24 protein-coding genes are annotated in these 20,894 nt (G+C 50.2%); 18 read left to right on the forward strand and 6 right to left on the reverse strand.

The annotated features are described in order from the left end of the window. The first annotated feature begins 111 nt into the window (after positions 1–111). Positions 112–360 (forward strand): hypothetical protein, encoded by a 249-nt coding sequence (locus tag CRO33_RS02040; RefSeq protein ID WP_038646357.1) that lies wholly within the window; start codon positions 112–114, stop codon positions 358–360. A gap of 57 nt (positions 361–417) precedes the next feature. Here CRO33_RS02040 and CRO33_RS02045 read toward each other — a convergent pair whose 3' ends face one another. Next, the gene (locus CRO33_RS02045; protein ID WP_097116798.1) at positions 418–1,065 is read right to left on the reverse strand and encodes a helix-turn-helix domain-containing protein; all 648 of its coding nucleotides are present in this window, start codon (positions 1,063–1,065) and stop codon (positions 418–420) included. A gap of 144 nt (positions 1,066–1,209) precedes the next feature. Between CRO33_RS02045 and CRO33_RS02050 the strand changes: the two genes are divergently transcribed. The 4 genes from CRO33_RS02050 (at position 1,210) to CRO33_RS02065 (ending at position 2,988) form a co-directional block, all read left to right on the forward strand. Next, on the forward strand, positions 1,210–1,599 hold the full coding sequence (locus CRO33_RS02050) for a hypothetical protein (protein ID WP_097116799.1): 390 nt from the start codon (positions 1,210–1,212) through the stop codon (positions 1,597–1,599). Beyond that, positions 1,580–1,909 (forward strand): hypothetical protein, encoded by a 330-nt coding sequence (locus CRO33_RS02055; protein ID WP_097116800.1) that lies wholly within the window; start codon positions 1,580–1,582, stop codon positions 1,907–1,909. The genes CRO33_RS02050 and CRO33_RS02055 overlap by 20 nt, the downstream gene beginning before the upstream one ends. 82 nt (positions 1,910–1,991) lie before the next feature. After that, positions 1,992–2,594, forward strand: coding sequence for a hypothetical protein (locus tag CRO33_RS02060; protein ID WP_141398991.1), 603 nt, complete (start codon positions 1,992–1,994; stop codon positions 2,592–2,594). A 127-nt stretch (positions 2,595–2,721) separates the two neighbouring features. Then, positions 2,722–2,988 carry a hypothetical protein gene (locus CRO33_RS02065; protein ID WP_034824391.1) on the forward strand — a complete coding sequence of 89 codons (267 nt, stop codon included), beginning with the start codon at positions 2,722–2,724 and terminating at the stop codon, positions 2,986–2,988. Between the two features lie 19 nt (positions 2,989–3,007). On the opposite strand, the gene CRO33_RS02070 is transcribed toward CRO33_RS02065, so the two are convergent. After that, complete coding sequence (locus tag CRO33_RS02070) at positions 3,008–3,247, reverse strand: DinI-like family protein (protein WP_097116802.1); 240 nt, start codon at positions 3,245–3,247, stop codon at positions 3,008–3,010. 171 nt (positions 3,248–3,418) lie between these two features. Between CRO33_RS02070 and iraP the strand changes: the two genes are divergently transcribed. Then, positions 3,419–3,712 (forward strand): anti-adapter protein IraP, encoded by a 294-nt coding sequence (gene iraP, locus CRO33_RS02075; protein WP_058959875.1) that lies wholly within the window; start codon positions 3,419–3,421, stop codon positions 3,710–3,712. A gap of 197 nt (positions 3,713–3,909) precedes the next feature. Here iraP and CRO33_RS02080 read toward each other — a convergent pair whose 3' ends face one another. After that, positions 3,910–4,233: a DUF6388 family protein gene (locus CRO33_RS02080; protein ID WP_034824381.1), complete on the reverse strand. Its 324-nt coding sequence runs from the start codon at positions 4,231–4,233 to the stop codon at positions 3,910–3,912. A gap of 148 nt (positions 4,234–4,381) precedes the next feature. On the opposite strand from CRO33_RS02080, the gene yedD reads away from it, so the two are divergent. Further along, a complete protein-coding gene (gene yedD, locus CRO33_RS02085; RefSeq protein ID WP_058959874.1) occupies positions 4,382–4,849 on the forward strand; it encodes a lipoprotein YedD in 468 nt (155 codons plus the stop codon). Positions 4,850–4,921: 72 nt separating this feature from the next. Here the strand turns inward: yedD and fliT are convergent, their stop codons facing one another. Genes fliT through fliD form a run of 3 tightly spaced genes read right to left on the reverse strand, consistent with a single transcriptional unit; the run spans position 4,922 to position 7,137 of the window. After that, positions 4,922–5,275 carry a flagella biosynthesis regulatory protein FliT gene (gene fliT / locus CRO33_RS02090; RefSeq protein ID WP_097117245.1) on the reverse strand — a complete coding sequence of 118 codons (354 nt, stop codon included), beginning with the start codon at positions 5,273–5,275 and terminating at the stop codon, positions 4,922–4,924. An 18-nt stretch (positions 5,276–5,293) separates the two neighbouring features. Beyond that, positions 5,294–5,683: a flagellar export chaperone FliS gene (fliS, locus tag CRO33_RS02095; RefSeq protein ID WP_097116803.1), complete on the reverse strand. Its 390-nt coding sequence runs from the start codon at positions 5,681–5,683 to the stop codon at positions 5,294–5,296. Positions 5,684–5,694: 11 nt separating this feature from the next. Then, positions 5,695–7,137: a flagellar filament capping protein FliD gene (fliD, locus tag CRO33_RS02100; RefSeq protein ID WP_097116804.1), complete on the reverse strand. Its 1,443-nt coding sequence runs from the start codon at positions 7,135–7,137 to the stop codon at positions 5,695–5,697. A gap of 406 nt (positions 7,138–7,543) precedes the next feature. On the opposite strand from fliD, the gene CRO33_RS02105 reads away from it, so the two are divergent. The 11 genes from CRO33_RS02105 to CRO33_RS02155 all read left to right on the forward strand — a co-directional run bounded on the left by CRO33_RS02105 (position 7,544) and on the right by CRO33_RS02155 (position 20,847). Next, on the forward strand, positions 7,544–8,437 hold the full coding sequence (locus tag CRO33_RS02105) for a flagellin N-terminal helical domain-containing protein (protein WP_097116805.1): 894 nt from the start codon (positions 7,544–7,546) through the stop codon (positions 8,435–8,437). A 152-nt stretch (positions 8,438–8,589) separates the two neighbouring features. Next, the gene (locus tag CRO33_RS02110) at positions 8,590–11,937 is read left to right on the forward strand and encodes an O-linked N-acetylglucosamine transferase, SPINDLY family protein (protein ID WP_097116806.1); all 3,348 of its coding nucleotides are present in this window, start codon (positions 8,590–8,592) and stop codon (positions 11,935–11,937) included. Between the two features lie 227 nt (positions 11,938–12,164). After that, positions 12,165–13,133: an HNH endonuclease signature motif containing protein gene (locus CRO33_RS02115; RefSeq protein WP_097116807.1), complete on the forward strand. Its 969-nt coding sequence runs from the start codon at positions 12,165–12,167 to the stop codon at positions 13,131–13,133. Between the two features lie 143 nt (positions 13,134–13,276). Continuing rightward, positions 13,277–13,999, forward strand: a complete 723-nt coding sequence (locus tag CRO33_RS02120) for an RNA polymerase sigma factor FliA (RefSeq protein ID WP_038646384.1) — start codon at positions 13,277–13,279, stop codon at positions 13,997–13,999. A gap of 49 nt (positions 14,000–14,048) precedes the next feature. Continuing rightward, positions 14,049–14,552, forward strand: a complete 504-nt coding sequence (gene fliZ / locus CRO33_RS02125) for a flagella biosynthesis regulatory protein FliZ (protein ID WP_034824353.1) — start codon at positions 14,049–14,051, stop codon at positions 14,550–14,552. Between the two features lie 131 nt (positions 14,553–14,683). Continuing rightward, positions 14,684–15,670 (forward strand): D-cysteine desulfhydrase, encoded by a 987-nt coding sequence (locus CRO33_RS02130; RefSeq protein WP_097117246.1) that lies wholly within the window; start codon positions 14,684–14,686, stop codon positions 15,668–15,670. A 142-nt stretch (positions 15,671–15,812) separates the two neighbouring features. Continuing rightward, positions 15,813–16,613, forward strand: coding sequence for a cystine ABC transporter substrate-binding protein (gene tcyJ / locus CRO33_RS02135; protein ID WP_034824352.1), 801 nt, complete (start codon positions 15,813–15,815; stop codon positions 16,611–16,613). Next, positions 16,613–17,281 (forward strand): cystine ABC transporter permease, encoded by a 669-nt coding sequence (tcyL, locus tag CRO33_RS02140; RefSeq protein WP_045815117.1) that lies wholly within the window; start codon positions 16,613–16,615, stop codon positions 17,279–17,281. Before tcyJ ends, tcyL begins: the two co-directional genes overlap by 1 nt. After that, entirely contained in the window at positions 17,278–18,030 is a 753-nt protein-coding gene (gene tcyN / locus CRO33_RS02145; RefSeq protein ID WP_034824347.1) for an L-cystine ABC transporter ATP-binding protein TcyN, read from the forward strand. Before tcyL ends, tcyN begins: the two co-directional genes overlap by 4 nt. A gap of 236 nt (positions 18,031–18,266) precedes the next feature. Next, entirely contained in the window at positions 18,267–19,355 is a 1,089-nt protein-coding gene (locus CRO33_RS02150; RefSeq protein ID WP_097116808.1) for an acyltransferase family protein, read from the forward strand. Positions 19,356–19,764: 409 nt separating this feature from the next. After that, on the forward strand, positions 19,765–20,847 hold the full coding sequence (locus CRO33_RS02155; RefSeq protein ID WP_097116809.1) for an acyltransferase family protein: 1,083 nt from the start codon (positions 19,765–19,767) through the stop codon (positions 20,845–20,847). The last annotated feature ends 47 nt before the right edge of the window (positions 20,848–20,894 follow it).

Consider the following 20,894-nt stretch of genomic DNA (forward strand, 5'->3'; position numbering starts at 1 on the left):
CAAATCGAATTGTTAATTAATTGCTCCGGGGGAGTATTTACGATAAATAATTTCGATTGAATGGATAAATAAAAAGCGTATCTTGACCCTCGTTAACCAGAGGTGAGCATAATGTTACGCGACTATTTAAAGATTGATGATAGCGACCGTTTAGTTGAACAGAGCGTATTAAGACTCAACAACCGCGGTCAGGAAGATGTCACTGAATGGCATATTGTAAGCGTAGACGGCAAGCAAAAAGGCAGCGTGACGCTGTTCGATAAGCTCTGCAACCGCCGCTCATATTGTGTTAACTATCGCATTACGCAGAAGGATGTGCACGGGAGGGTTGTCGTCGATCATTTGACCGACGTTTTGTAATAATTGCCGTAGTTTTGCTGGTTTTGACCCGCTCATAGGCGGGTTTTTTGCATTCTCTTATCTGGCGCGATAGCGGCGCATTTCCATCATAGTTCCAATTAATTCAATCCTTTTCTCCGACGATGCATGCACAGGAAAATCGTCATTCAACGGCCGCAACGAGAAAATTTGCTCGTCATGCTGTTCGGCCATCAGGCGATAAATACGTATCAGAACCTCGCCATTGATGTGTGCCAGCACCACATCACCCGGTTGTGGATTAACGGCAGGATCGAATATCAGCGTATCGCCGGGTCGGTAGTCAGGTTGCATGGCGGTATCCTCCAGGGTGATCGCCAACGCCGATTCACTCAGTCTACTATCGCTGTAGAGAAAGCGGGTCGTCTGCTGCTGAATCAATAAGCGTTGCTCCTGCATCCACGCAGCCGCTTGCGCCAGAGTGATCAACGGCAGAGCACTGACACCACTGACGTTAAGCGGGGCGGCAAACACCTCGCCCTCGCCATCAATTATCCATGCTGCCGTACATTGCAGCAGTTCTGCCAGCCGCAACAGGTTCTCGCCGCGCGGGACCGTCTCATCTTTTTCCCATTGTGAAACAGCGACATGTGACACGCCAATGCCACTTGCCACCACTAACTGCGTGAGCTTCAGCGCTTTACGACGGCTGCGAATGCGTTCACCTGCAGATTCTTTTTTCATCATCTTGACAACTCTGTTGGGTTTTACTTAAGTATACTTAAATAAATTAATTAAAGTAAACTTAAATTCTGGTGTTGGCCGCGCAACTGGCAAGGGCGGACAACATGTTCTTCAGGCGGCTCCCTTGCCAGTGAAGAGAGGTGAGGCATGGAAAGTAGTTTGGTGAGCAGCGTCGGTGCGCTGCTTCTCGGTGGCGGTGCGGCAGCTGTGTTCTGGAAACCCTTAATGGCCGGCATCGCGGCCATCGTCACCAGCAATCGCGCCGGCGGCGAGATCATCACCAGCTACAAAGAGCAGGTGATGCTTCTCAAAGAGAGCCACGCGCTGATGCGCCAGGAGAACGATGACCTGCGTATTCGCCACGACAAGAATCTGCGGCGCATCTCTTCGCTGGAGACCGATCTACGGCTGATTAAGAACGCGCTGGGCATTCTGTTAGCCACCACGGAATCTGATCACAGCGATAAATTCCGCAGTCAGATCAATCAACTGATCACCACCTTAGAGGAGAGTCGCGATGGTGCAGATAAACAGTGAATTTTCAGTACGCGGCCATCGGCGTCAGCTGCTGCTTGGCGGTCTGCTGCTGATGCTGTCGCTACTGTGTGCGGCAATGACCATTATGTTCGTTTTCGTGAATAACAGCGCCAACCGGCGGGTGGAGGATATCCGACAGCAGTATCGTGCGATCTCTGATCGCCGGGAAGCGCGGGTGGCGGAATTGACCAGCCAACTGGTGACATTGCAGAAAAAACTCGATGGCTTGCCGGACCGCACCGCGAACAAAACGGCGGACAAAGTGAAGCAGGTTGTGGGGGAAGACGCGCCACCCGAATCGACGCATTAAGGAGGCCAGGATGAGTATTACCGAGCGGATTGCAGCCAGCTTCGGCCGACTGTGGTCTTTATTAAGCAAGAAGGAGAAAATTATGAGCGACCAAACTGTAATCGAAAATAGTGCAGCAACGGCAACACCGGATGCCAGCACGCTGTCACCGTTAGAGAGTTTTGCGAATGAGGTGGCGGTGCCGGTGGCAAGCAGTGCGCCCGCTGCGGATGCCTCAACGGCAGCCTTTAGCAGCGCGGCAGGGCAGGAAGCCACAACGCCAGCGATAAGCAGTGCGCCAGCACCTGACGTCTCAGTGCCCGCCGAGAGCAATGCGCCAGCTCCGAACGTTTCATTGTCTACAGCAAGCAGCGTGCCCGCGCCGGACACCTCAACGCCAGCCGCGAACGCTGGCAGCGGGGCTCAAGCTGCGGCGGCTACGGATGCGACGGATCTTAGCCAGCAGTTGGCCACGCCTGATCCCCTGGCAAACGGTTCTGCCAGCGCCGGGCCGTCATCGGCTTCTACCCTCGGGGATCTCGCTGGGCAGCCTGTCGTGGGAGTGAGTACGGATGCTGTCAGTCAGGACATCAACGCCAGCGTGAAGGACTTCACTCAGGCATTTAACTTTGTCGAAAGTGGGGTTGAGAAGTTAGGTGTGGCGGCAAAGGATGAGCTGATCGCCCTGGCGCGCAAGTATCTGTAGTCCTCAGGCGGCCTTCGGGTCGCCTTTTCATCTTCCGATTATTCTTAATGCGGTCTCGCTATTTTCTACTAACTTTAATCATTCAAACGTTATTTAAACGGGTTTAATTAGCGAAAAGGAAGATAGCATGAGTGATACAGAGGCAATCAAAACCAAAACTGACTACCTGCGTGATGTCACCTCCCAGTTAAAAGAGATGCGTCACTATGCGCAGACCAATACTGAGACGCTATCCAGCCACTGGTTGGCATTTGATGCAGGCGAGTACAAAGACAAAGAGTATGCGGGACGTTTTGACACGCTGCTCAACAAGCAGGGACAGCTGTTAGATGATATTGAGTTGGCGATTCAGGATTTAGAGATCGCCATCAATCACAGCGAGCAAGAAAGCTAAGTTCCCCCGCGCTGGTGGCTTAATCGGCCACCAGCCACATGTCTGATTCATCGAACATCTCTTCGACAATACGTGCCACCGTCGCTTTATCATTCTTACTCAGATCGGTATCAATGGCGTTTCGCTCCATTGGCTTGACGCGTACCTCGATCTCAGGAAACACGCGTTGCACGCGTTTCTCAAGCTCCTGCAATATCATCTCACGTGCGCCTGGTAAACCGGCAACGTTGCGTTTATCGTAAATCAACTCCACAAACATCAGGGCAGTCCATTCTTCAAAGAGGGTGCGTCATATTACTGTAAATAAAAACAGTGGCAAGGCTCTAAGCCCTATAGGTAAGAATATTTTTCTATCTGAGATACAGTTAGCGGGATTTGCACTGATACTCAACAGCGTTACAAAGCGAATTGGCTTTTTTAGGGGGTAAACATGCGTCAATTGGTGATCGATATTTTGTTGAAAATGGCAAAAATGGATACGGAAGCAAAAGAGTTGGTGGCGCAGGTTGAGGCACAGTCATTACTGATTGCGGCCTTATTGATTCAGGCGAAGCAGGATAATAACTTAACGATCAGCGACACCGTTCAGGATGCCATTTTGACCGCATCGCGTGCCGGGCAGCAATTTTTACAGTCAGATGTGGATCTGCTGCTGACGCACATCAATCGTCTATTGGCGGTGGCAAGTTATGTGGAAGTGAAAGGGATTGAGCGCGAGGGGTAAGCAAAAAAATACTACCTCTGGAAGGGAAATCCAGCAACTCCTCCAGAGGCGGCGCAATAGCACCTTCGTTCAAGGACAATCTACGACCGAAGCCGTCAGATACAAGTTATACAACTCCGGCTGACTTGTACAACTTTTTCCTTGCCGATTTGTGTGGTTGGAGGTATGTTTGAGATATATTTTTAGGGCCGCTGCGCTTAAAGTTCGTTCTTGATGCAAAACTCTTCCCACGTCATGCCGAGCGCTTCCGCATGAGATTTCAGGTAAGTTTCAATCGCTTCAGCAGCAACCGCTTTATCAGGCTCTGCCAGTTGGATGGAAAACAGCATGCCATCCAGCTTTTTCTGGCGTAAGAATGCGGCATAAATGCGCTCAGCGTGCCACTCACGCAGTTGGCGCAGTGACAAGTTGGCCGCGCGCGCGTCGCTCTCGGTTAGTTCATCCAGCGCGGCTTGAAAATCGGCGTGCGCGGCAAAAAACATCGTGCGTGCCTGGGCGTAATACTCTTCTGGGGTTTTCATGCGAATTTCCTGCTTATCGACTTGCGCGCTAGTGTAACGTGCGCGAAGTGTCTTGTCAGGCTCAGCCGGGTTTTCGCCGAGATTCCTTGCGTAACTTACGCGAAAAATTATAACGTAGCCGCCATTGAGGCGAGTGTAGGGACCAGGAATGAAAAAGTGGATGGTATTGGCCGCGCTGGGCTTGAGCGGATGTGCGCAAATCAGCAATTACGATGAAGCGGTAAAAACCCCGGCACCAGTGGAATTGCAAGGTAACTGGCAGACTGTCGGACCGCAGAGCAAGTTGATCAGTGGCCAGGCGATGGGCAGCCTGATCATCGGTGCAGAAGGCGACACGCTGGACTGCCGCCAGTGGCAGCGCGTAATTGCCAAGCCAGGCAAGTTAACCCGCCTGAGCGATGAGTGGGTCAACGTGACGCGTCAGGTGCGCGTGATGCCGCTGACGCTGGAGAACGGTGAACTGCGTTATGACGGCTTGCGCATGCGTAAGGTCGACCAACCCACTGTTGAGTGCCAGCAGGCGCTGAAAGAAGTGGCGAAGCGTCCGAAGGATGCGGTGATTCAGGATATTCAGCCGCAGATTATGGAGCCGGTGTCGGTCCCTGCGCAGAAGTGATTTTGTGAGCACAGTTCCAAATAAAAACGGGTGAGCATCAGCTCACCCGTTTTTCATTCAGCCCGCCGCGAATTAATTCTGTGGCAGATAGACATTGCCTTGCTTGCCGTACGCGCTCATCACCGACTTTTGCATCGATGACTGGCCGACCAGACGTCTCAATTCGTCCATACGCATTTGCAGCAGACGTTTAACTTCGCTTTCATTATCCAGGATGTGACGTAAAACCGGACGTAACTGATCCTGCATCTGATTCGATGGCGGTGTAGATTCAGTTGTTTGTGCCAGCCTTTGCACCGCACTGACGTAGTCCATTTCTTTTATGATTAAATCATCCCATTCGCCATCTGCTGCCAGTCGCAGCATTCCCTGGCTGAGATCGAGTAACTGTTGGTAAATGGTCATCAGTTGCGGTGTCATTGTCATAGTAAACAGCATCCCAAATTATTGAGGTTGTACAACTTCTTTCCAGGCATCAGCAATGTTGCGCAGTAAATTTTCTACTTCTTCTACTGCTGCTAAATCACTATGCACATTTGCGCTGATTAGGCGGCGTACCATGTAGTCATAGAGTGAGTGAAGATTGTCAGCAAGCTCATCATCCTCATGCCCAACTAGCCCTTGTTTCAAACCGTTTTCGATAATATTGATGGCTTTTGACAGGGACATGCCGCGGCCTTCGACATTTCCTTCCTGCATAAATAAACGCGCGCGGATTAAGGCGCTTAACGCGCCATCAAATAGCATCACTACCAGTTGGTTCTGGCTGGCGCTCATTACCGCACTCTCAACGCCAAGACGCGCGTAAGCAGTGGCACCTGACTGGTTGTACATAATGTAACTCCTTAACTGCTGCTACTACTGCTGCTTGATGAGCTGAACTGTTGTGTCAGGTAAGACGAGGTCGCGTTCAGCGATGACATCAGCGTATCCAGCTGTGTGAACTGTGTCTTATAGCGTGCCATGGTGGCATCAATCTGTTCCTGCATTTTGTCGTAGCGATCGCTCAGCTCCGAGATTTGCGTATTAAAACCATCAGTAGCGGTTTTAATGATGCCTTCTTTGCCCGTAGTGGTGCTCAGCATGGTACTGAGGGTGCTGCTCATCTGAGTAGCAAGGCCAGTTTTTTCACCGTCGCCGATAAAAAATTGCGTGACCGCTGCTGAATTATTGGTTAATGCCGCCGTCAGTTTGGTGTCATCCACTACCAGGCTACCTGTGACACCGGAGCTGGAGACGGAAGGGTCAATGGTAATACCCATTTGTGCCAGAATCGCGATACTACCGTCGCTTTGCGCCGAGGTGAGCAGGCTGCTGAGACGGTTTGAAACCGTGCGCACGGTGTTATCACCCAGCAGCGCACCGTTCGATGTAGACTGGTCTGCACCGGCATCGACGGCAGTATATTTCGTGACGCTGGCGACAACCGAACGCACTTTGTTATAGGCCGTCACGAAACTGTTGATGGCGGTCTTAACAGAATCAACGGATTTATCCACCACCAGATTTTCAGCGCTGGATGAAGTCGATTTCAGCGTGAGGGTGACGCCACCAAGTGCGTCATCAATGGTATTGCTGCTGCTTTCAACGTCAATGCCATTGATTGATAGTTTGGCATTCGCCGAAGCCGTCTGGACGGATAATGCGCCAGTACCCGTACTGCTATCGTAACCAATGGCACTTTGCAGCGTGTCATCACCATCCACGCTGAGAGTAATGTCATTATCCGTGCCAGTCTCTTTCGAGCTGAGCAGCAAACGATAGCTGCCATCACTGCCTTTAATCGTGGTAGCAGAAACGTTCGCACCACTGTTATTGATGGCCTTAACGACGTTAGTCAGCGAAGTCTCACTGTCGGACAGCGTAATTTTAACCGGATCGCCACTGCCTTGAGAGATGGTAATGGTACGTGTTGAGCCGGTGGTGCTGCCTAGTTTCGTGGCATCGGTAATCGCCCCAGAAATCAGAGTTTGCGCTGCCGCAACCTGATCAACTTTTACGCTATAGGTTCCCGCCACAGCGCCGCTTGCCGTGGTGGCACTGAAAGCGGTGTTAGTACTGGATACCGCTGTAGCATTTAACGTATCGGTTTTCTTTAACGCATCCGTAGCCGTTTGCAGTGCCGCCAAAGCGCTCTGTAATTGACCAATCGCCGTGATCTTGCTCTGCACAGTGGTTTGCTGTGTAGTGATGGTGGTGAGTTTTGAGTTCTCAGCCGTTTCTAAATTGTCATATAAGGTACTAAGGTCCAGTCCCGAACCCACACCCAGATTACTGATCGATGCCATGACACGTTCCTCGAACGATTAAATGTTCTGGTTTTATCGGCAAGATGGAGCAGAAGTTTACGCCTGTTTTTTTCGCTTAATTGGTCGAGTTGCCCCTATAACTCTTCTTGTTTCTATCGATTGAAAAAAAAGATGCCTGCAGAAAAAATCTCTATATATAAGGAAGAACATGAAGGATGCCAGCGCGGTTGCTGAATAAGGGTTATAGGTGACTAAAAGGAGTAAACTTCGGGTATGCAGGAATAACAGTCAGCTCAATGTTTTTTCATCTTATTGTTTTGTAAGGTTTATATATTATTTATTCTTTTTTTCTAAAGCCTTTGAAAACCCTGCCGATACCCTTTTTGACTGCGAGATACGCCTCAGCGTGTTTCAAGAAACCCAAACTTGATTAAGGACTGTTATCATGGCCGTTATTAATACTAACATCTCTTCACTGATTACCCAGAACAACCTGAACAAATCTCAGTCCCAGCTGAGCACCGCTATCGAGCGCCTGTCTTCAGGTCTGCGTATCAACAGCGCGAAAGACGACGCTGCTGGCCAGGCAATTGCAAACCGTATGACCGCACAGGTTAAAGGTCTGACTCAGGCTTCACGTAACGCCAACGACGGTATCTCACTGGCGCAGACCACTGAAGGCGCACTGAACGAGATAAACACCAACTTGCAGCGTATTCGTGAGCTGACTGTTCAGGCTAACAACGGCACCAACTCCGGTGATGACCTGGTATCAATCAACAACGAAATCGTTGACCGCGTTAAAGAAATCAACCGCGTATCTGCACAGACCAGCTTCAACGGCATCAAAGTACTGACTTCTGGCCAGACTCTGAACATCCAGGTTGGCGCGAAAGACAACGAAACTATCGGCATTTCACTGAAGAAAATTGATTCTACTACTCTGTTCTCTGGCGTTTCTGGACTGTCTGGTATCACTGAAGGTTCTACTGGTGCAGCAACTGGCGGTATCTTGGCTTCTTATACCGCTGCGACCGGTACTACAGCTGCTACCGCTACTGTCACCACTAAACTGTTATCTTCAATCGACAAAGCCATCTCTGATGTTGACTCACTGCGCTCTTCACTGGGTGCGAGCCAGAACCGCTTCGAATCAACGGTTAACAACCTGAACAGCACTGTCACTAACATCACTGCTGCTAAGAGCCGTATCGAAGATGCTGATTACGCGACCGAAGTTTCTAACATGAGCCGCGCGCAGATTCTCCAGCAGGCGGGTACTTCAGTACTGTCAAAATCTAACCAGACTCCACAGAACGTACTGTCTCTGCTTCAGTAAATCTAAACTTTCAATCCGCTTAAATAGCGCTAAAAATAACGGGTATTACACCCGTTATTTTTTTTTGTGTTTTTTAAACTGTTAATAAGTGATGGTAGGTTGGAGAAGCGTCTCTAACTTGCTACGGAACTCATCAACGTTTAAGTGCGCATATGAAAAAGACCTTTTCCAGTCAAGCTGTTCCGACCAAAACAACGACTACTGAAGCGAAGATTAAAATTCATCGCGCGGTGGATTTGCTTTCTGAGAAACCTGCAGAAGCGCTCATTTTAGCTAAGGAATTATTATGTCATGATAAGAATAATCCTCTGCTGTGGGTAATATCAGCGCGCGCTCAGGAGAGAATCGGAGATTTTTTCCAGGCGGAAGAAAGTCTTAACAAAGCGTTGCATTTTATGCCTGATTATGATGAGGCGCTATATGCTAAAGCGAACCTTCTTTATCGACGTGAACGCTTTGCAGAAGCAGAATTGTTTCTTCAGGGTGCCATTGTTAAATTAAATAAAGAAGCATCACGCCCATTACGTTCATTGCTAGCGACTGTTTTGCAAAAATTAAAAAAATATGAGCCGGCGATCATCGCTTTCCAGACATTGGCAGAAGAGGATCCAGATAACTGGCTCTACTGGAATAACTTGGGGATGATTTACCAGGATCTTGCAGATTTCGACAAGATGGACTTGGCCTATCAGCGTAGTTGTGAATTAACTAAAACCAACGCGATCACTTTTTTTAATCATATTGTGGGTTCACACTATAATCCTCAGAAAACTGCAGAGGAAATACTGGAGCTTTGCCAAAATTGGCAGCGATATTTTTCACCACCAGTAAATCATCGACGTCGTCAGGCTAAAAATAAGTCACAGAATAAGACATTACGTATCGGTATGATTTCCGACGGTTTTCGTTCTCATCCAGTAGGGAACATGATTACAATTGGTTTATCCCATCTGCCTGAGGCACATATTGATATCTATGCTTACAGCACTAATTTTAACGAAGATCATGTCACAAATAGTATTCAACGTATTTGTAAGAAATGGCAAGTTATCGATGGTTTAACTGATGCTACAGTAGAGAAAATTATCGAAGAAGATGAAATCGATATTTTATTTGATCTTTGTGGTTACAACGCTAACAGCCGCATGCAGTTGTTTCAAAAAGGTGTAGCACCAATTCAGATTAAATGGGTTGGTGGATTAATAAGCAGTACTGGCATCGAAAATATGGATTATTTGCTCAGTGATCATGTTGAAACGCCTGAAGGCTCGGATGGTCTTTATACGGAAAAACTGATTCGATTGCCGGGTGACTATATTTGTTATGATCCCCCTTATTACTTGCCTGCATTGAGTGAGCCTCCTGTCATCAAAAACGGATTCATTACATTTGGTTGCTTTAATAATGCGTCAAAAATCAATGAGCCTCTACTCGAATTATGGGCGAATTTATTAAATCAAGTACCCAATTCTCGTTTGTTTTTGAAAAGCTTCAACTTTAAAAATGTCACACTCCGAGAGCGCACATTTTCAATATTAGAATCGTATGGTGTTGAGCGTGAACGCGTTATTTTGGAAGGTTCTTCTCCCCATCGCGAACTGCTGAGCAGCTATAACGATGTGGATATTGCGCTGGACCCATGGCCTTACTCGGGTGGCTTGACTACATGTGAAGCGATGGCGATGGGGGTACCGGTAGTGACATTACCTGGCCCTACCTTTGCTGGTCGTCATTCAGCCTCGCACTTGGTTCACGCCGGTATGGCTGAACTCGTAGCAGATAGCGCACAACAATATGTTAATATCGCTGTGGGGCTCACTCAGGACATTAACAGTCTCAGTGTTATTCGTCAGCACTTACGCGATATTTTGCTAGTTTCGCCAGTATGTGATGGTAAGCGCTTTGCCCAGGGATTCTCAGATGCCATGCGCGCTGTCTGGCAACATTACTGTGATGGTTGCACACCAGCAGCATTGTCGCTATTTGAAGGGACGTTGCCGCAGTTTGCTGGCAGCAGTCAACCTATTTATCTGACACACCCAGAGGTCAATACTAATCCTGTAGTTTCAGTTCAAAGCGGAGAATTTGAGTTCCAGCTTGACGGCAAAGTTATGCTAATGGATTACGGCGCAGTTATGACTCGGAGTGAGAAATTTCTCAAACTTACTGCAACGGAAGCACTGCACTGCGTAATAATGGATGCGATTGGCGAAGTGAAGGAAAACCATTTGCCACTTAATCGCAAATCATTACAGCATATCAAAACGCACTTACTGGGGGATGGTGAAGAAACGCCAGTGTACATATGTCTGAATGAGCGCTATAGCAGCGATCTGAAAACTCTCGCATACGATAATGACAGCAGCGAATGGGTGCCTCAAAAAGTTATCGCTGAACTGAAAATGCCATCATCAAAACTCGACAACATCCATGGGCTCAATCGTCTTGAATGGTTTATTGCCGATAGCCGCTTCAATCTGCGCAGTGTGTTCAATAATGGGCAGAAGATTCTGCAAAGCACACTTTTGCTTGCTGTGCGCTTTAGTTTTGAATCTTCGCACCAAGGACAGATTGGATTTAATGAATTGTTGTCAACTCTGGCAGAGCAAGGTTTTACCTTCCACAGTCTTCACAACATTGAGTATGGTGAGCCAGCAGTGGTTGAGGGAATTCAGGCCCTTGCGTCATCACGGATGTTAGCTGCACAGCTTCTGTTCATGCCTAATGATGCGCGACTAACCGCCATCACTAATGCACAAAGGGAAAAGTTAGCTTTTATTCTTCATGCGGGGTATGAGTTGCGCGATGAGGCTAGTCGTGTGTTGACTATGACTTCAACAGAACGCGCGCGTGCTTATCTTAGCAATCACCATGATGCGGCCAGCGTGCAGGATGTCGAGTCTCCGAATAAGCAACCGGTTAGCATTATCCCGGAGATGCCTCGGATGTCTGTTGCGGAAACGGAACTCTTTGAGCGGTACGTAAAGCAGTCCAGGCGTTACTTTGAATTTGGTAGTGGCGGGTCCACCAAGCTGGCGACGCGACAGGGTGTTCAGGTATATGGCGTCGAAAGTGATAAGTTTTGGGTAGAAACTTTGCATAAAGAAGCCGGTTCGTTATGTCGAGTGGACTATGTGGATATTGGCCCGACCAAAGAGTGGGGTTATCCAGTTAATGATTCTCATCAGGATAAATTCCCTCTTTACAGTGAAGCAATTCATCAGCATGTCGAGGCTTTCGATTTCATTCTTGTTGATGGGCGTTTTCGTGTCGCTTGTACGTTAAATGCTATTAAACATGCACTAGATAGCCAGGAAGATGAATCAGCGACGCTGATATTCATTCATGATTTTTGGAGCCGCCGCGATTACCATTCTGTGCTTGAATTCCTGGATACCGTTGAGAAAGCAGAAGATGCGGGTGTGTTTAGGATCAAATCTGGTATAGATCGTGTTTATATGGATCTTATGCTTGAGCGCTTCAAACTTATCCCATCGTAATTGTTAGTCTCAAAGACTCCTCTCCATTAGGTGAGGAGTCGCGTTATTAACCAGATCTCCTGTTGTTATAAGGCAAATTAAACTCTACTGATTTGATTAATTTCCCCCATCCCCCTATAACCCCAAAAAAGTAACCACCCTGTTACAGTCCCGCACAGAATTGCCGATAACTTCCCCAGAATCATTCCAATTTTTTCGCACGACTTTTTTCTGTTTCTGGGGTGTCTATGCGCTTCAATTATGACTTGTTACCGGGTGAGCTACTGACCTTCGAAGAGATCGCGTTGCGCTATGCGCAGCAGCATCCTGATGAGAAAGAACTCACCGCACGCGGGTTGCTGAGCCCGTCGACCAGCTTTCGCAATTTGGTGATCCGTGCAGTGTTCGCGCAGGAGGAGATCAACAGTCCCTTGGAGGATCTGCTGTTCGTCTCTGACGATAACGAGCGCAAAAACTATCTGCGTCGTTTTGAGCACTATCTCAAAAGCCAACAAGCTTTCCTTTATTTCCGCCGTAACGATGAAATAAAAAAGGAAGGGCGCTGGAAGGTGGTGGGTGAAACCCAGGTGTACGCCATGCTGGATCCGAATTCGGCAGAAGCGCAGAACCTGCTCACCAGTCGGGGCTTCAAGCTGGTGTTGATGCGACAGACGGAAGAGGAGGAGTACTGGCAGCTGTTCGATCCCCATGCGCACCCTTGCTTCCCACTGTCGCGCAAAATTCAGTTTCTGGTGGTGCTGAGTACGCCGCAGCATAAAGTGCCGACAGCAGTGATGCCAGGCACAGAAGTCGGGCGGCGCGTAAAGGCGAAAGTGTTCCAGCGAGCCAGCCAGGCAGAGTTTAATTCAGCCGTTAAAGCGCGCTATGGCGCCTGTATTATTACCGGCACGCAGCTCACGGAACGTCACAGCTGGCCGTGGGTGGAGGCCTGCTATATCGATACCCAGGAAAATGAAGAAGGTTTTCTTGCCGATAACAGCGTCGATAACGGATTGTTCCTGCGCAGTGACTTACAGCGTCTGTTTATCAACAAAATGATAAGCATTAACGCCGAAACCGGGCAGGTGATGTTTAATCCGGCACTGGAAACAGAAGCGCCGATTAGCGATTTTTATCAGATACTTGATGGCAAAACCTGTGCTCTGTGGGACGCGGTGCCGCCTGGCACGCGGCTACGGCTAAAAAACCTGCGCTAAAGAAACCCTGAATGGCGGTGTATTCCACCGCCATCCATAACAAATTTGAAATAACCTCGCTTTTGCCCGCCTATTCTGCCAATCGAAACCCCTACAGAATTGGATAATCATGCCGATAACTTTATTAACGCAGGGTAGTCATCGTGAACGATCTCTATACGCCCGAAGGCGTGATGGATAAACATTCGCTCTGGCAGCGCTACGTTCCTCTGGTGCGACACGAAGCGTTGCGCTTGCAGGTACGTTTGCCAGCCAGCGTTGAGCTTGACGATCTGCTGCAGGCCGGTGGCATTGGTTTATTGAATGCCGTGGAGCGCTACGACGCGCTGCAAGGCACCGCCTTTACCACCTATGCCGTGCAGCGAATCCGAGGGGCGATGCTGGATGAACTGCGCAGCCGCGACTGGGCACCTCGTAGCGTGCGTCGTAATGCGCGCGAGGTGGCCGGTGCTATGCATCAGGTAGAACAAGCGTTGGGGCGCTCGGCTACTGAGCAGGAAGTGGCTGAACAGTTGAATGTTTCGCTGGAAGAGTATCGGCAGATTCTGCTCGATACCAATAACAGCCAACTCTTCTCCTACGACGAGTATCGGGAAGAACACGGTGACAGTGCGGAGCTGGTGACGGAGGGGCATGAAGAAGCCAACCCGCTTCATCAGTTAATGGAAGGAAACCTGCGTGATCGCGTGATTGAAGCCATCGAGGCATTGCCCGATCGTGAAAAATTAGTGCTCACACTGTACTACCAGGAAGAACTGAACCTGAAAGAGATTGGCGCAGTGCTGGAAGTGGGGGAATCCCGCGTCAGTCAACTGCACAGTCAGGCGATTAAACGCCTGCGTGCCCGGTTAGCGGGGGCGCGCTGACAGACTCAGTACCTGGCATCGAAAAAATAAAAATACCGGGGACTCAGCAATGGGAGCCAAAGCCAAAGCCAGACCTTTAAGTCGTTATCTTAAAGACTATAAACACAGCCAAAGCAACTGTTCACATTGTGGCAAAGTTTTAGATCGTATGGCGTTAGTGTTTCGTGGACAGATCATCAATAAAGAGGCCATCGCGCGGATGGACCAGATGATTGATGACCAGGTATGGATGAAACTCCAGCCGGAACTGACCGCGTTATGTCGTTTCTGCAGCGATATTTTTTGTAATACCCATCCTAATTACTTCGACATTATGGCGTTCAAACAGTATCTGTTTGAGCAGACCGAGATGAGTCACAGCACCATTCGCGAGTATGTGGTGCGGCTGCGTCGTCTTGATGACATGCTGAAAGCGAAAAATTTCCCGGCCGACAGATTACGGGGCAACAGCTGGCATGAATGCCTGGAAAACGATTTGCCGGATGCGGGTAACAACAATTACCGCATCGCACTGCGTAAATATGACCAGTTTTTAGGCTGGCAGCAGGGCTGATTGTGATCCTGCCCTTGTTGTTGCTGAGCATAGCAGCAACAGGGGACGCACTCGCAGAATTCCGGGTGCGACTTTTCTCATCTTCTGCAACACTGTATGGATAATTGCACATTGCCCGAATGGAGGCTGCATTGTCTTTACATCTCTTGCACCAGTTCCCACGTCTTGAATTACTCGGTGCACCTACGCCGCTTGAGCATCTGCCACGGCTTTCTGATTATCTCGGTCGCGATATCTTTATTAAGCGTGATGACTTCACGCCTGTGGCCATGGGCGGCAACAAACTGCGCAAACTTGAATTCCTCGCGGCCGATGCGCTGCGCGAGGGCGCGGATGTCCTGCTGACGGCGGGCGCGATTCAATCCAACCATGTGCGCCAGACGGCGGCGGTGGCGGCGCGCCTTGGCCTCAAGTGTGTGGCGCTGCTGGAAAATCCAATTGGCACGACCTCAGAAAACTACCTCACCAACGGTAATCGCCTGATGCTCGACCTGATGGATGTCGAGGTGGTGATGGTCGATGCGTTGCACAACCCCACTGAACAGCTGGCCGAACAGGCTGAACGTCTCGAAGCCCAGGGTTTCCGTCCTTATATTGTGCCGGTTGGCGGTTCCAACGCACTGGGCGCGCTCGGTTACGTGGAGTGTGCGCAGGAGATCGCGCACCAAAGCGAAGGCGTGGTGGATTTCGCCGCTGTGGTGGTTGCATCGGGCAGCGCCGGCACCCATGCAGGTTTAGCGGTAGGTCTTGAGCAGTTGCTGCCTGATACCGAGCTGGTCGGTGTGACGGTTTCACGCAAAGTCGACGCGCAGTTGCCGGTGGTAGAGCGCATCCGCAGCGCGCTGGCTGAACAGTTGGAAGTGCAGACGCACGCGCCGATCACGCTTTGGGATGACTATTTCGCGCCGCGTTACGGTGAACCTAATGATGAAGGCATGGAAGCGGTGAAACTGCTGGCGCGTCTTGAAGGCATCATGCTGGACCCGGTCTACACCGGTAAAGCGATGGCCGGATTGATAGATGGCATTGCGCAGAATCGTTTCCGTCGTGAAGGGCCGCTGCTGTTTATTCATACTGGCGGCGCGCCTGCGTTATTTGCTTATCATCCTTCGGTCTAAGGCTAAGATAAAAAAGGTTTATAATCCGGCAGCTGTTGTTCTGGCCTGAAATGGGCCTGAATGCAGCGCCAATAACGAAAAGGCGGCAAATCCCGGTTTCGCCGCCTCATAGCACACAACACATCACAATAATGGGGTAAACATGGCTTTCTCTCCAATTCGTCGCCAACTGGTGATGGGCATGATGGCGGTCGCGCTGGTCGCGGGCGTTAACGTTAAAACGTTCGCCGCAGAAGATCTGCTGGCACAGGTGAAGAGCAAAGGTGAGCTGCGCGTGGGTCTGGAAGGCACCTATCCGCCGTTCAGTTTCCAGGATGAGAGCGGCAAGCTGACTGGTTTCGAAGTGGAGTTTGCGCAAGAGCTGGCGCAACACCTTGGCGTCAAAGCGGATCTGAAACCGACCAAGTGGGATGGCATGCTGGCGGCATTGGATTCTAAACGTATCGACGTGGTGATCAATCAGGTAACGATTTCACCCGAGCGTAAGAAGAAGTATGACTTCTCCACGCCATACACCATCTCTGGCGTTCAGGCGCTGACGATGAAGAAAAATGCTGGCAGCATCACCAAGCCAGAGGATCTCTCTGGTAAGAAAGTCGGTGTCGGCCTGGGGTCTAACTACGAACAGTGGCTGCGTGACAACGTCAAAGGCGTCGATATCCGTACCTATGATGATGACCCAACCAAATACCAGGATCTGCGTTCAGGTCGTGTTGATGCCATTCTGGTGGACCGTTTAGCGGCGCTGGATCTGGTGAAGAAAACCGGCGACACCATGGCGGTAGCGGGCCCGGCCTTCTCTCGACTCGAATCCGGCGTGGCGCTGCGTAAAGGCAATGACGACCTGCTGAAAGCCATTGATGCAGCGATTGCAGACATGCAGAAAGATGGCTCGCTGAGCAAACTCTCTGAGAAATGGTTCGGCGCGGACGTCACTAAATAATGCAGGAAAGCTTACAACTGGTGCTGGATTCAGCACCATTCTTACTCAAAGGCGCGCTGTTCACGCTGCAGCTGAGTATCGGCGGGATGTTCTTCGGTCTGGTACTTGGCTTTGTGCTGGCGCTGATGCGCCTGTCACATTTCTGGCCAGTAAACTGGCTGGCGCGTATCTATGTGTCGATTTTTCGTGGCACGCCGCTGATCGCCCAGCTGTTTATGATCTACTACGGCCTGCCGCAGTTCGGTATTGAGCTGGATCCTATCCCATCAGCGATGATCGGTTTGTCACTCAATACTGCCGCTTACGCCTCTGAATCCCTGCGTGGCGCGATTGCGGCGATTGAACGTGGGCAGTGGGAAGCGGCGGCGAGTATTGGCATGACGCCATGGCAAACCTTGCGTCGTGTCATCCTGCCGCAAGCGGCACGTACCGCCTTGCCACCGCTTGGTAATAGCTTTATCAGCCTGGTGAAAGACACCTCGCTGGCGGCCACCATTCAGGTGCCGGAGCTGTTCCGTCAGGCGCAATTGATCACCTCACGTACGCTGGAAGTGTTCACCATGTATCTGGCTGCCTCGCTGATTTACTGGGTGATGGCGACGGTGCTGTCGGCGTTGCAAAACCGCCTGGAAGCGCATGTGAATCGACAGGATCGGGAGGCGAAATGAGTGCGATTGAAGTACGTCAGCTGGTCAAGCAGTTTCACGGCCAGACCGTGTTGCACGGCATCGATCTGGATGTGGCACCGGGTGAAGTGGTGGCGATTATCGGGCCAAGCGGTTCGGGGAAAACCACCTTGCTGCGCAGTATCAATCTGCTGGAAGTGCCCGATAGCGGCCGCGTCACGGTGGGTAATATCACCATTGATGCCAGTATCGGGCTCAACAAGCAGAAAGAGCAGGTTCGCCGTTTGCGTCAGCAGGTGGGTTTCGTGTTCCAGAACTTCAATCTGTTCCCGCATCGTTCAGTGCTGGAGAACATCATTGAAGGGCCGGTGATCGTGAAGGGTGAACCGAAAGCAGAAGCCGTGGCGCGAGCCCGCAGCTTGCTGGAGAAGGTCGGTCTGCACGGCAAAGAGGAGAGCTTCCCGCGTCGCCTTTCTGGCGGGCAGCAGCAGCGTGTCGCCATTGCGCGTGCGCTGGCGATGCGACCGGAAGTGATTCTGTTCGATGAGCCGACTTCGGCGCTGGATCCTGAGCTGGTGGGTGAAGTGCTGAATACCATCCGCGCGCTGGCGCAGGAGAAACGCACCATGGTGATCGTTACGCATGAGATGAGTTTTGCGCGTGACGTGGCCGATCGGGCGATCTTTATGGATCAGGGCCGTATCGTGGAGCAGGGCGCAGCGAAAGAGCTGTTCAGCCATCCGCAGCAGGCACGCACCCGCCAATTTCTTGACAAGTTTCTTAACCAATAGTCTCAAGCGTCGTCTGGTTCTGACGGCGCTTTCTCTTTTCTCATCTGAATCCCTTCTCTCAGTTTCCTCTGAAAATTGTCAAAGAACTTTCAATTAACCATCTGAAAAATAATGTTTTATTGCCTATTAAATTTTGCTGGCAAGGAGCAGAAGGATTTTTAAGACGCCCCCGATTGAGACATCTTAGTAAATATAAATAATTCTTTACAAATTCATGGCGCAATCAGGATCATAAAATGACACATGCCAGAAATGAAGTCCTCTGGATCAACACGTTAAAAGGTGCCTGCATCTTGCTGGTGGTGTTGCACCACTCGATTATCACCACTTTCGCTCCCTCACTGCATCACCTCACGGCCGGCATGGTCCCCGCGCACTGGTGGGTGACCTTCAATACCTATCTTTCACCGCTGCGTATGCCCGCTTTTTTCTTTGTCTCAGGCCTGCTGGCGGCCAGTTCGATCGTCAAAAAGAGCTGGAAAGAGGTGTTCACCAAGAAGTTCAGCAATATCGTGTATCTCTATTTGCTGTGGGGGGTGATTCAGTGGCTGAGCATTCACTATATCTCCACGCACCTCGGTGAGCGGCTGTCCAGCACTAAAAACGCTGCCTATGCCGACACGCCGTTTGAGTTCCTTAAACTGCTGCTGACTTCCATGACCAGCCTCTGGTATCTGTACGCGCTGGCGGGCTTCTTCCTGTTCACCAAGCTGTTCCACCGCCAGAAAATGGCGCTGATGGCACTGGCGATTGTCGCGACCTACGCTGCGCAGTTTAGCCTGATCCCTGGTTGGGGGCCGGCCAGCGTGGCGCAAAACTATCTCTACTTCCTGCTCGGCGTATTCTTCAGCCAGTCTTTGATTGAGATGAGCCAGCTTAAGCGCCAACACTGGCTACTGCTGGCAGGCATCGCGGTGATTGGCGTGGTACATCATGTGGGGGGCATCTATAAAAACCCGTTCTACAGCCTGCTGACCATCGTGTTTGGTATCGTCGTGTGCCGTTTCCTCAATGAGCGCCTGAACATGGCGTGGCTGAACTGGATTGGCCGTAACACGCTGCAGATTTACGTACTGCACCGCATCTTCATAGAGTTGCTGGGACTGAGCGCGATTGCCCTGGCGCTGCATTACGGCTGGTTTGGTCATGCGGCCTTCAGTTGGGCATGGGCGCTGCTGATGCCGATGACGGGCGTGGCGCTCTGCGTGACGATCTCACTGGCGGTGTGGTCACTGCTGAATCGCGGTCCAGGCAGAATGTTATTCATCTATCCGCGACTGTTGAGAAAACCCGTGCCAGAGACAAAAGCGGCACCGCTGCAATAATCAAAAAGGGCCAGTTCGCTGGCCCTAATTATTTTCTCATAGCACAATATTAATATCCGCGTTTATCCATCTGCCACATATCATAATTGTCCGAATAAAATTTGATTTTAATTTGGTTTGTTTGTGATGGATTGTTCTTAATTTCCCTGTATTAATTGCTAACCTTATTGCCCTCGTCATACCCTTAGTGACTCTAATTTGGGAAGATATTGTTAGCCTGCTTAGCATTTGATTAGTGTCTGGAACTGTAAAGTATTGTTATATCAGGACCAGTAAAAAACTTTTAGGACTTTCGCTAGAGTCATCCCCCGCCAGCTTGTTTAATAATCGTTGAATAACCAGAAATGCATCATTGTTTATTTCCTCATACTTCTCCTTAAAGACCTACACAGCAGCGGGAGTTAATCATATGAATAACGCCAGGAAAGAAGATATTGCATGGGTCAATACCCTAAAAGGGGCCTGCATATTGCTGGTGGTGTTGTACCACACCGTATTACCCGGATTTGAAGGAACGGTGAAATTATTGACGGCGGGTTGGATACCGGCAGAAATATGGGTGCAGTTTAATACTGTTTTATCTCCGCTGCGTATGCCAGCCTTTTTCTTTGTTTCGGGCTTGCTGGCAACCAACGGGATTCTTAATCGTCCGTGGAAGCAGGTATTTACCAGTCGTATTACCAACCTGTTCTATCTCTATATTTTGTGGGGCTTTATTCAGTGGTGGTCGATTGTGGGTATCTCGACAGAGATTACCGGCCAGCGTATCTCACACAATCTGAATGCCGCCTATGCGGGTTCACTGTTTGAGTTCCTGAAACTGACGTTTATGGCGATGAGCACCTCGTGGTATCTGTACGGACTGGCACTGTATTTCCTGTGTGCGAAGATCTTCCACAAACAGAAAGTGGCGTTGCTGGTGGTCGCGGTTGCGCTTAACTATCTGGCGGTGGAGAAGATCATTCCATACTGGGGACCGCAAAGCGTGGCGCAGTACTTCCTGTTCTTCCTGCTGGGCGCGTTCTGGAGCCCGCTGATGCTGCGTATGAGCGAATGGCGTCGTGAAAATCTCGTGCCATGGGCGCTGCTGGCGACGGTATCAGGGATTCACATTATCTTCGGTCTGGATAAGAGCCTGTTCCTGTGCATCATCGCGGTGCTGGCGAGCGTGGCGGCCTGCCGCTGGCTTAACGCGCACTTTAAGATGACGTACTTTAACTGGATTGGCCGTAACACCCTGCAAATCTACGTGATCCATCGTATTTTCATTGAGTATTTTGGCATGTCAGCGATTCTGTTCGCTCAGCGCCATCATCTGTTTGACTATGCCTGGTTCTCCGTGTTGTGGGCATGTTTCTATCCGGTGGCGATTGTGGGGATTTGCTCGCTGCTGTCGGTGGCGGTGTGGTCTGTCACCAATCGCGGGTTGGGGCAGTCGCTGTTTGTCTTCCCGACCTTGATTGGCCTGAAGCGCAACAAGTCTGTGGCTTAAGCTCAAAGTACAAAACAGTAGCGCCGCAACAAGTGGATATACTCGTC

The organism is Pantoea sp. GL120224-02, from assembly GCF_900215395.1.
Lineage (GTDB): Bacteria > Pseudomonadota > Gammaproteobacteria > Enterobacterales > Enterobacteriaceae > Pantoea > Pantoea communis.

Bases quoted from the DNA above. Each gene is read 5' to 3' on its own strand.
- CRO33_RS02040 (WP_038646357.1), top strand. From the start codon at position 112: ATGTTACGCGACTATTTAAAGATTGATGATAGCGACCGTTTAGTTGAA.
- CRO33_RS02045 (WP_097116798.1), bottom strand. From the start codon at position 1,065: ATGATGAAAAAAGAATCTGCAGGTGAACGCATTCGCAGCCGTCGTAAA.
- CRO33_RS02050 (WP_097116799.1), top strand. From the start codon at position 1,210: ATGGAAAGTAGTTTGGTGAGCAGCGTCGGTGCGCTGCTTCTCGGTGGC.
- CRO33_RS02055 (WP_097116800.1), top strand. From the start codon at position 1,580: ATGGTGCAGATAAACAGTGAATTTTCAGTACGCGGCCATCGGCGTCAG.
- CRO33_RS02060 (WP_141398991.1), top strand. From the start codon at position 1,992: ATGAGCGACCAAACTGTAATCGAAAATAGTGCAGCAACGGCAACACCG.
- CRO33_RS02065 (WP_034824391.1), top strand. From the start codon at position 2,722: ATGAGTGATACAGAGGCAATCAAAACCAAAACTGACTACCTGCGTGAT.
- CRO33_RS02070 (WP_097116802.1), bottom strand. From the start codon at position 3,247: ATGTTTGTGGAGTTGATTTACGATAAACGCAACGTTGCCGGTTTACCA.
- iraP (WP_058959875.1), top strand. From the start codon at position 3,419: ATGCGTCAATTGGTGATCGATATTTTGTTGAAAATGGCAAAAATGGAT.
- CRO33_RS02080 (WP_034824381.1), bottom strand. From the start codon at position 4,233: ATGAAAACCCCAGAAGAGTATTACGCCCAGGCACGCACGATGTTTTTT.
- yedD (WP_058959874.1), top strand. From the start codon at position 4,382: ATGAAAAAGTGGATGGTATTGGCCGCGCTGGGCTTGAGCGGATGTGCG.
- fliT (WP_097117245.1), bottom strand. From the start codon at position 5,275: ATGACAATGACACCGCAACTGATGACCATTTACCAACAGTTACTCGAT.
- fliS (WP_097116803.1), bottom strand. From the start codon at position 5,683: ATGTACAACCAGTCAGGTGCCACTGCTTACGCGCGTCTTGGCGTTGAG.
- fliD (WP_097116804.1), bottom strand. From the start codon at position 7,137: ATGGCATCGATCAGTAATCTGGGTGTGGGTTCGGGACTGGACCTTAGT.
- CRO33_RS02105 (WP_097116805.1), top strand. From the start codon at position 7,544: ATGGCCGTTATTAATACTAACATCTCTTCACTGATTACCCAGAACAAC.
- CRO33_RS02110 (WP_097116806.1), top strand. From the start codon at position 8,590: ATGAAAAAGACCTTTTCCAGTCAAGCTGTTCCGACCAAAACAACGACT.
- CRO33_RS02115 (WP_097116807.1), top strand. From the start codon at position 12,165: ATGCGCTTCAATTATGACTTGTTACCGGGTGAGCTACTGACCTTCGAA.
- fliZ (WP_034824353.1), top strand. From the start codon at position 14,049: ATGGGAGCCAAAGCCAAAGCCAGACCTTTAAGTCGTTATCTTAAAGAC.
- tcyJ (WP_034824352.1), top strand. From the start codon at position 15,813: ATGGCTTTCTCTCCAATTCGTCGCCAACTGGTGATGGGCATGATGGCG.
- tcyL (WP_045815117.1), top strand. From the start codon at position 16,613: ATGCAGGAAAGCTTACAACTGGTGCTGGATTCAGCACCATTCTTACTC.
- tcyN (WP_034824347.1), top strand. From the start codon at position 17,278: ATGAGTGCGATTGAAGTACGTCAGCTGGTCAAGCAGTTTCACGGCCAG.
- CRO33_RS02150 (WP_097116808.1), top strand. From the start codon at position 18,267: ATGACACATGCCAGAAATGAAGTCCTCTGGATCAACACGTTAAAAGGT.
- CRO33_RS02155 (WP_097116809.1), top strand. From the start codon at position 19,765: ATGAATAACGCCAGGAAAGAAGATATTGCATGGGTCAATACCCTAAAA.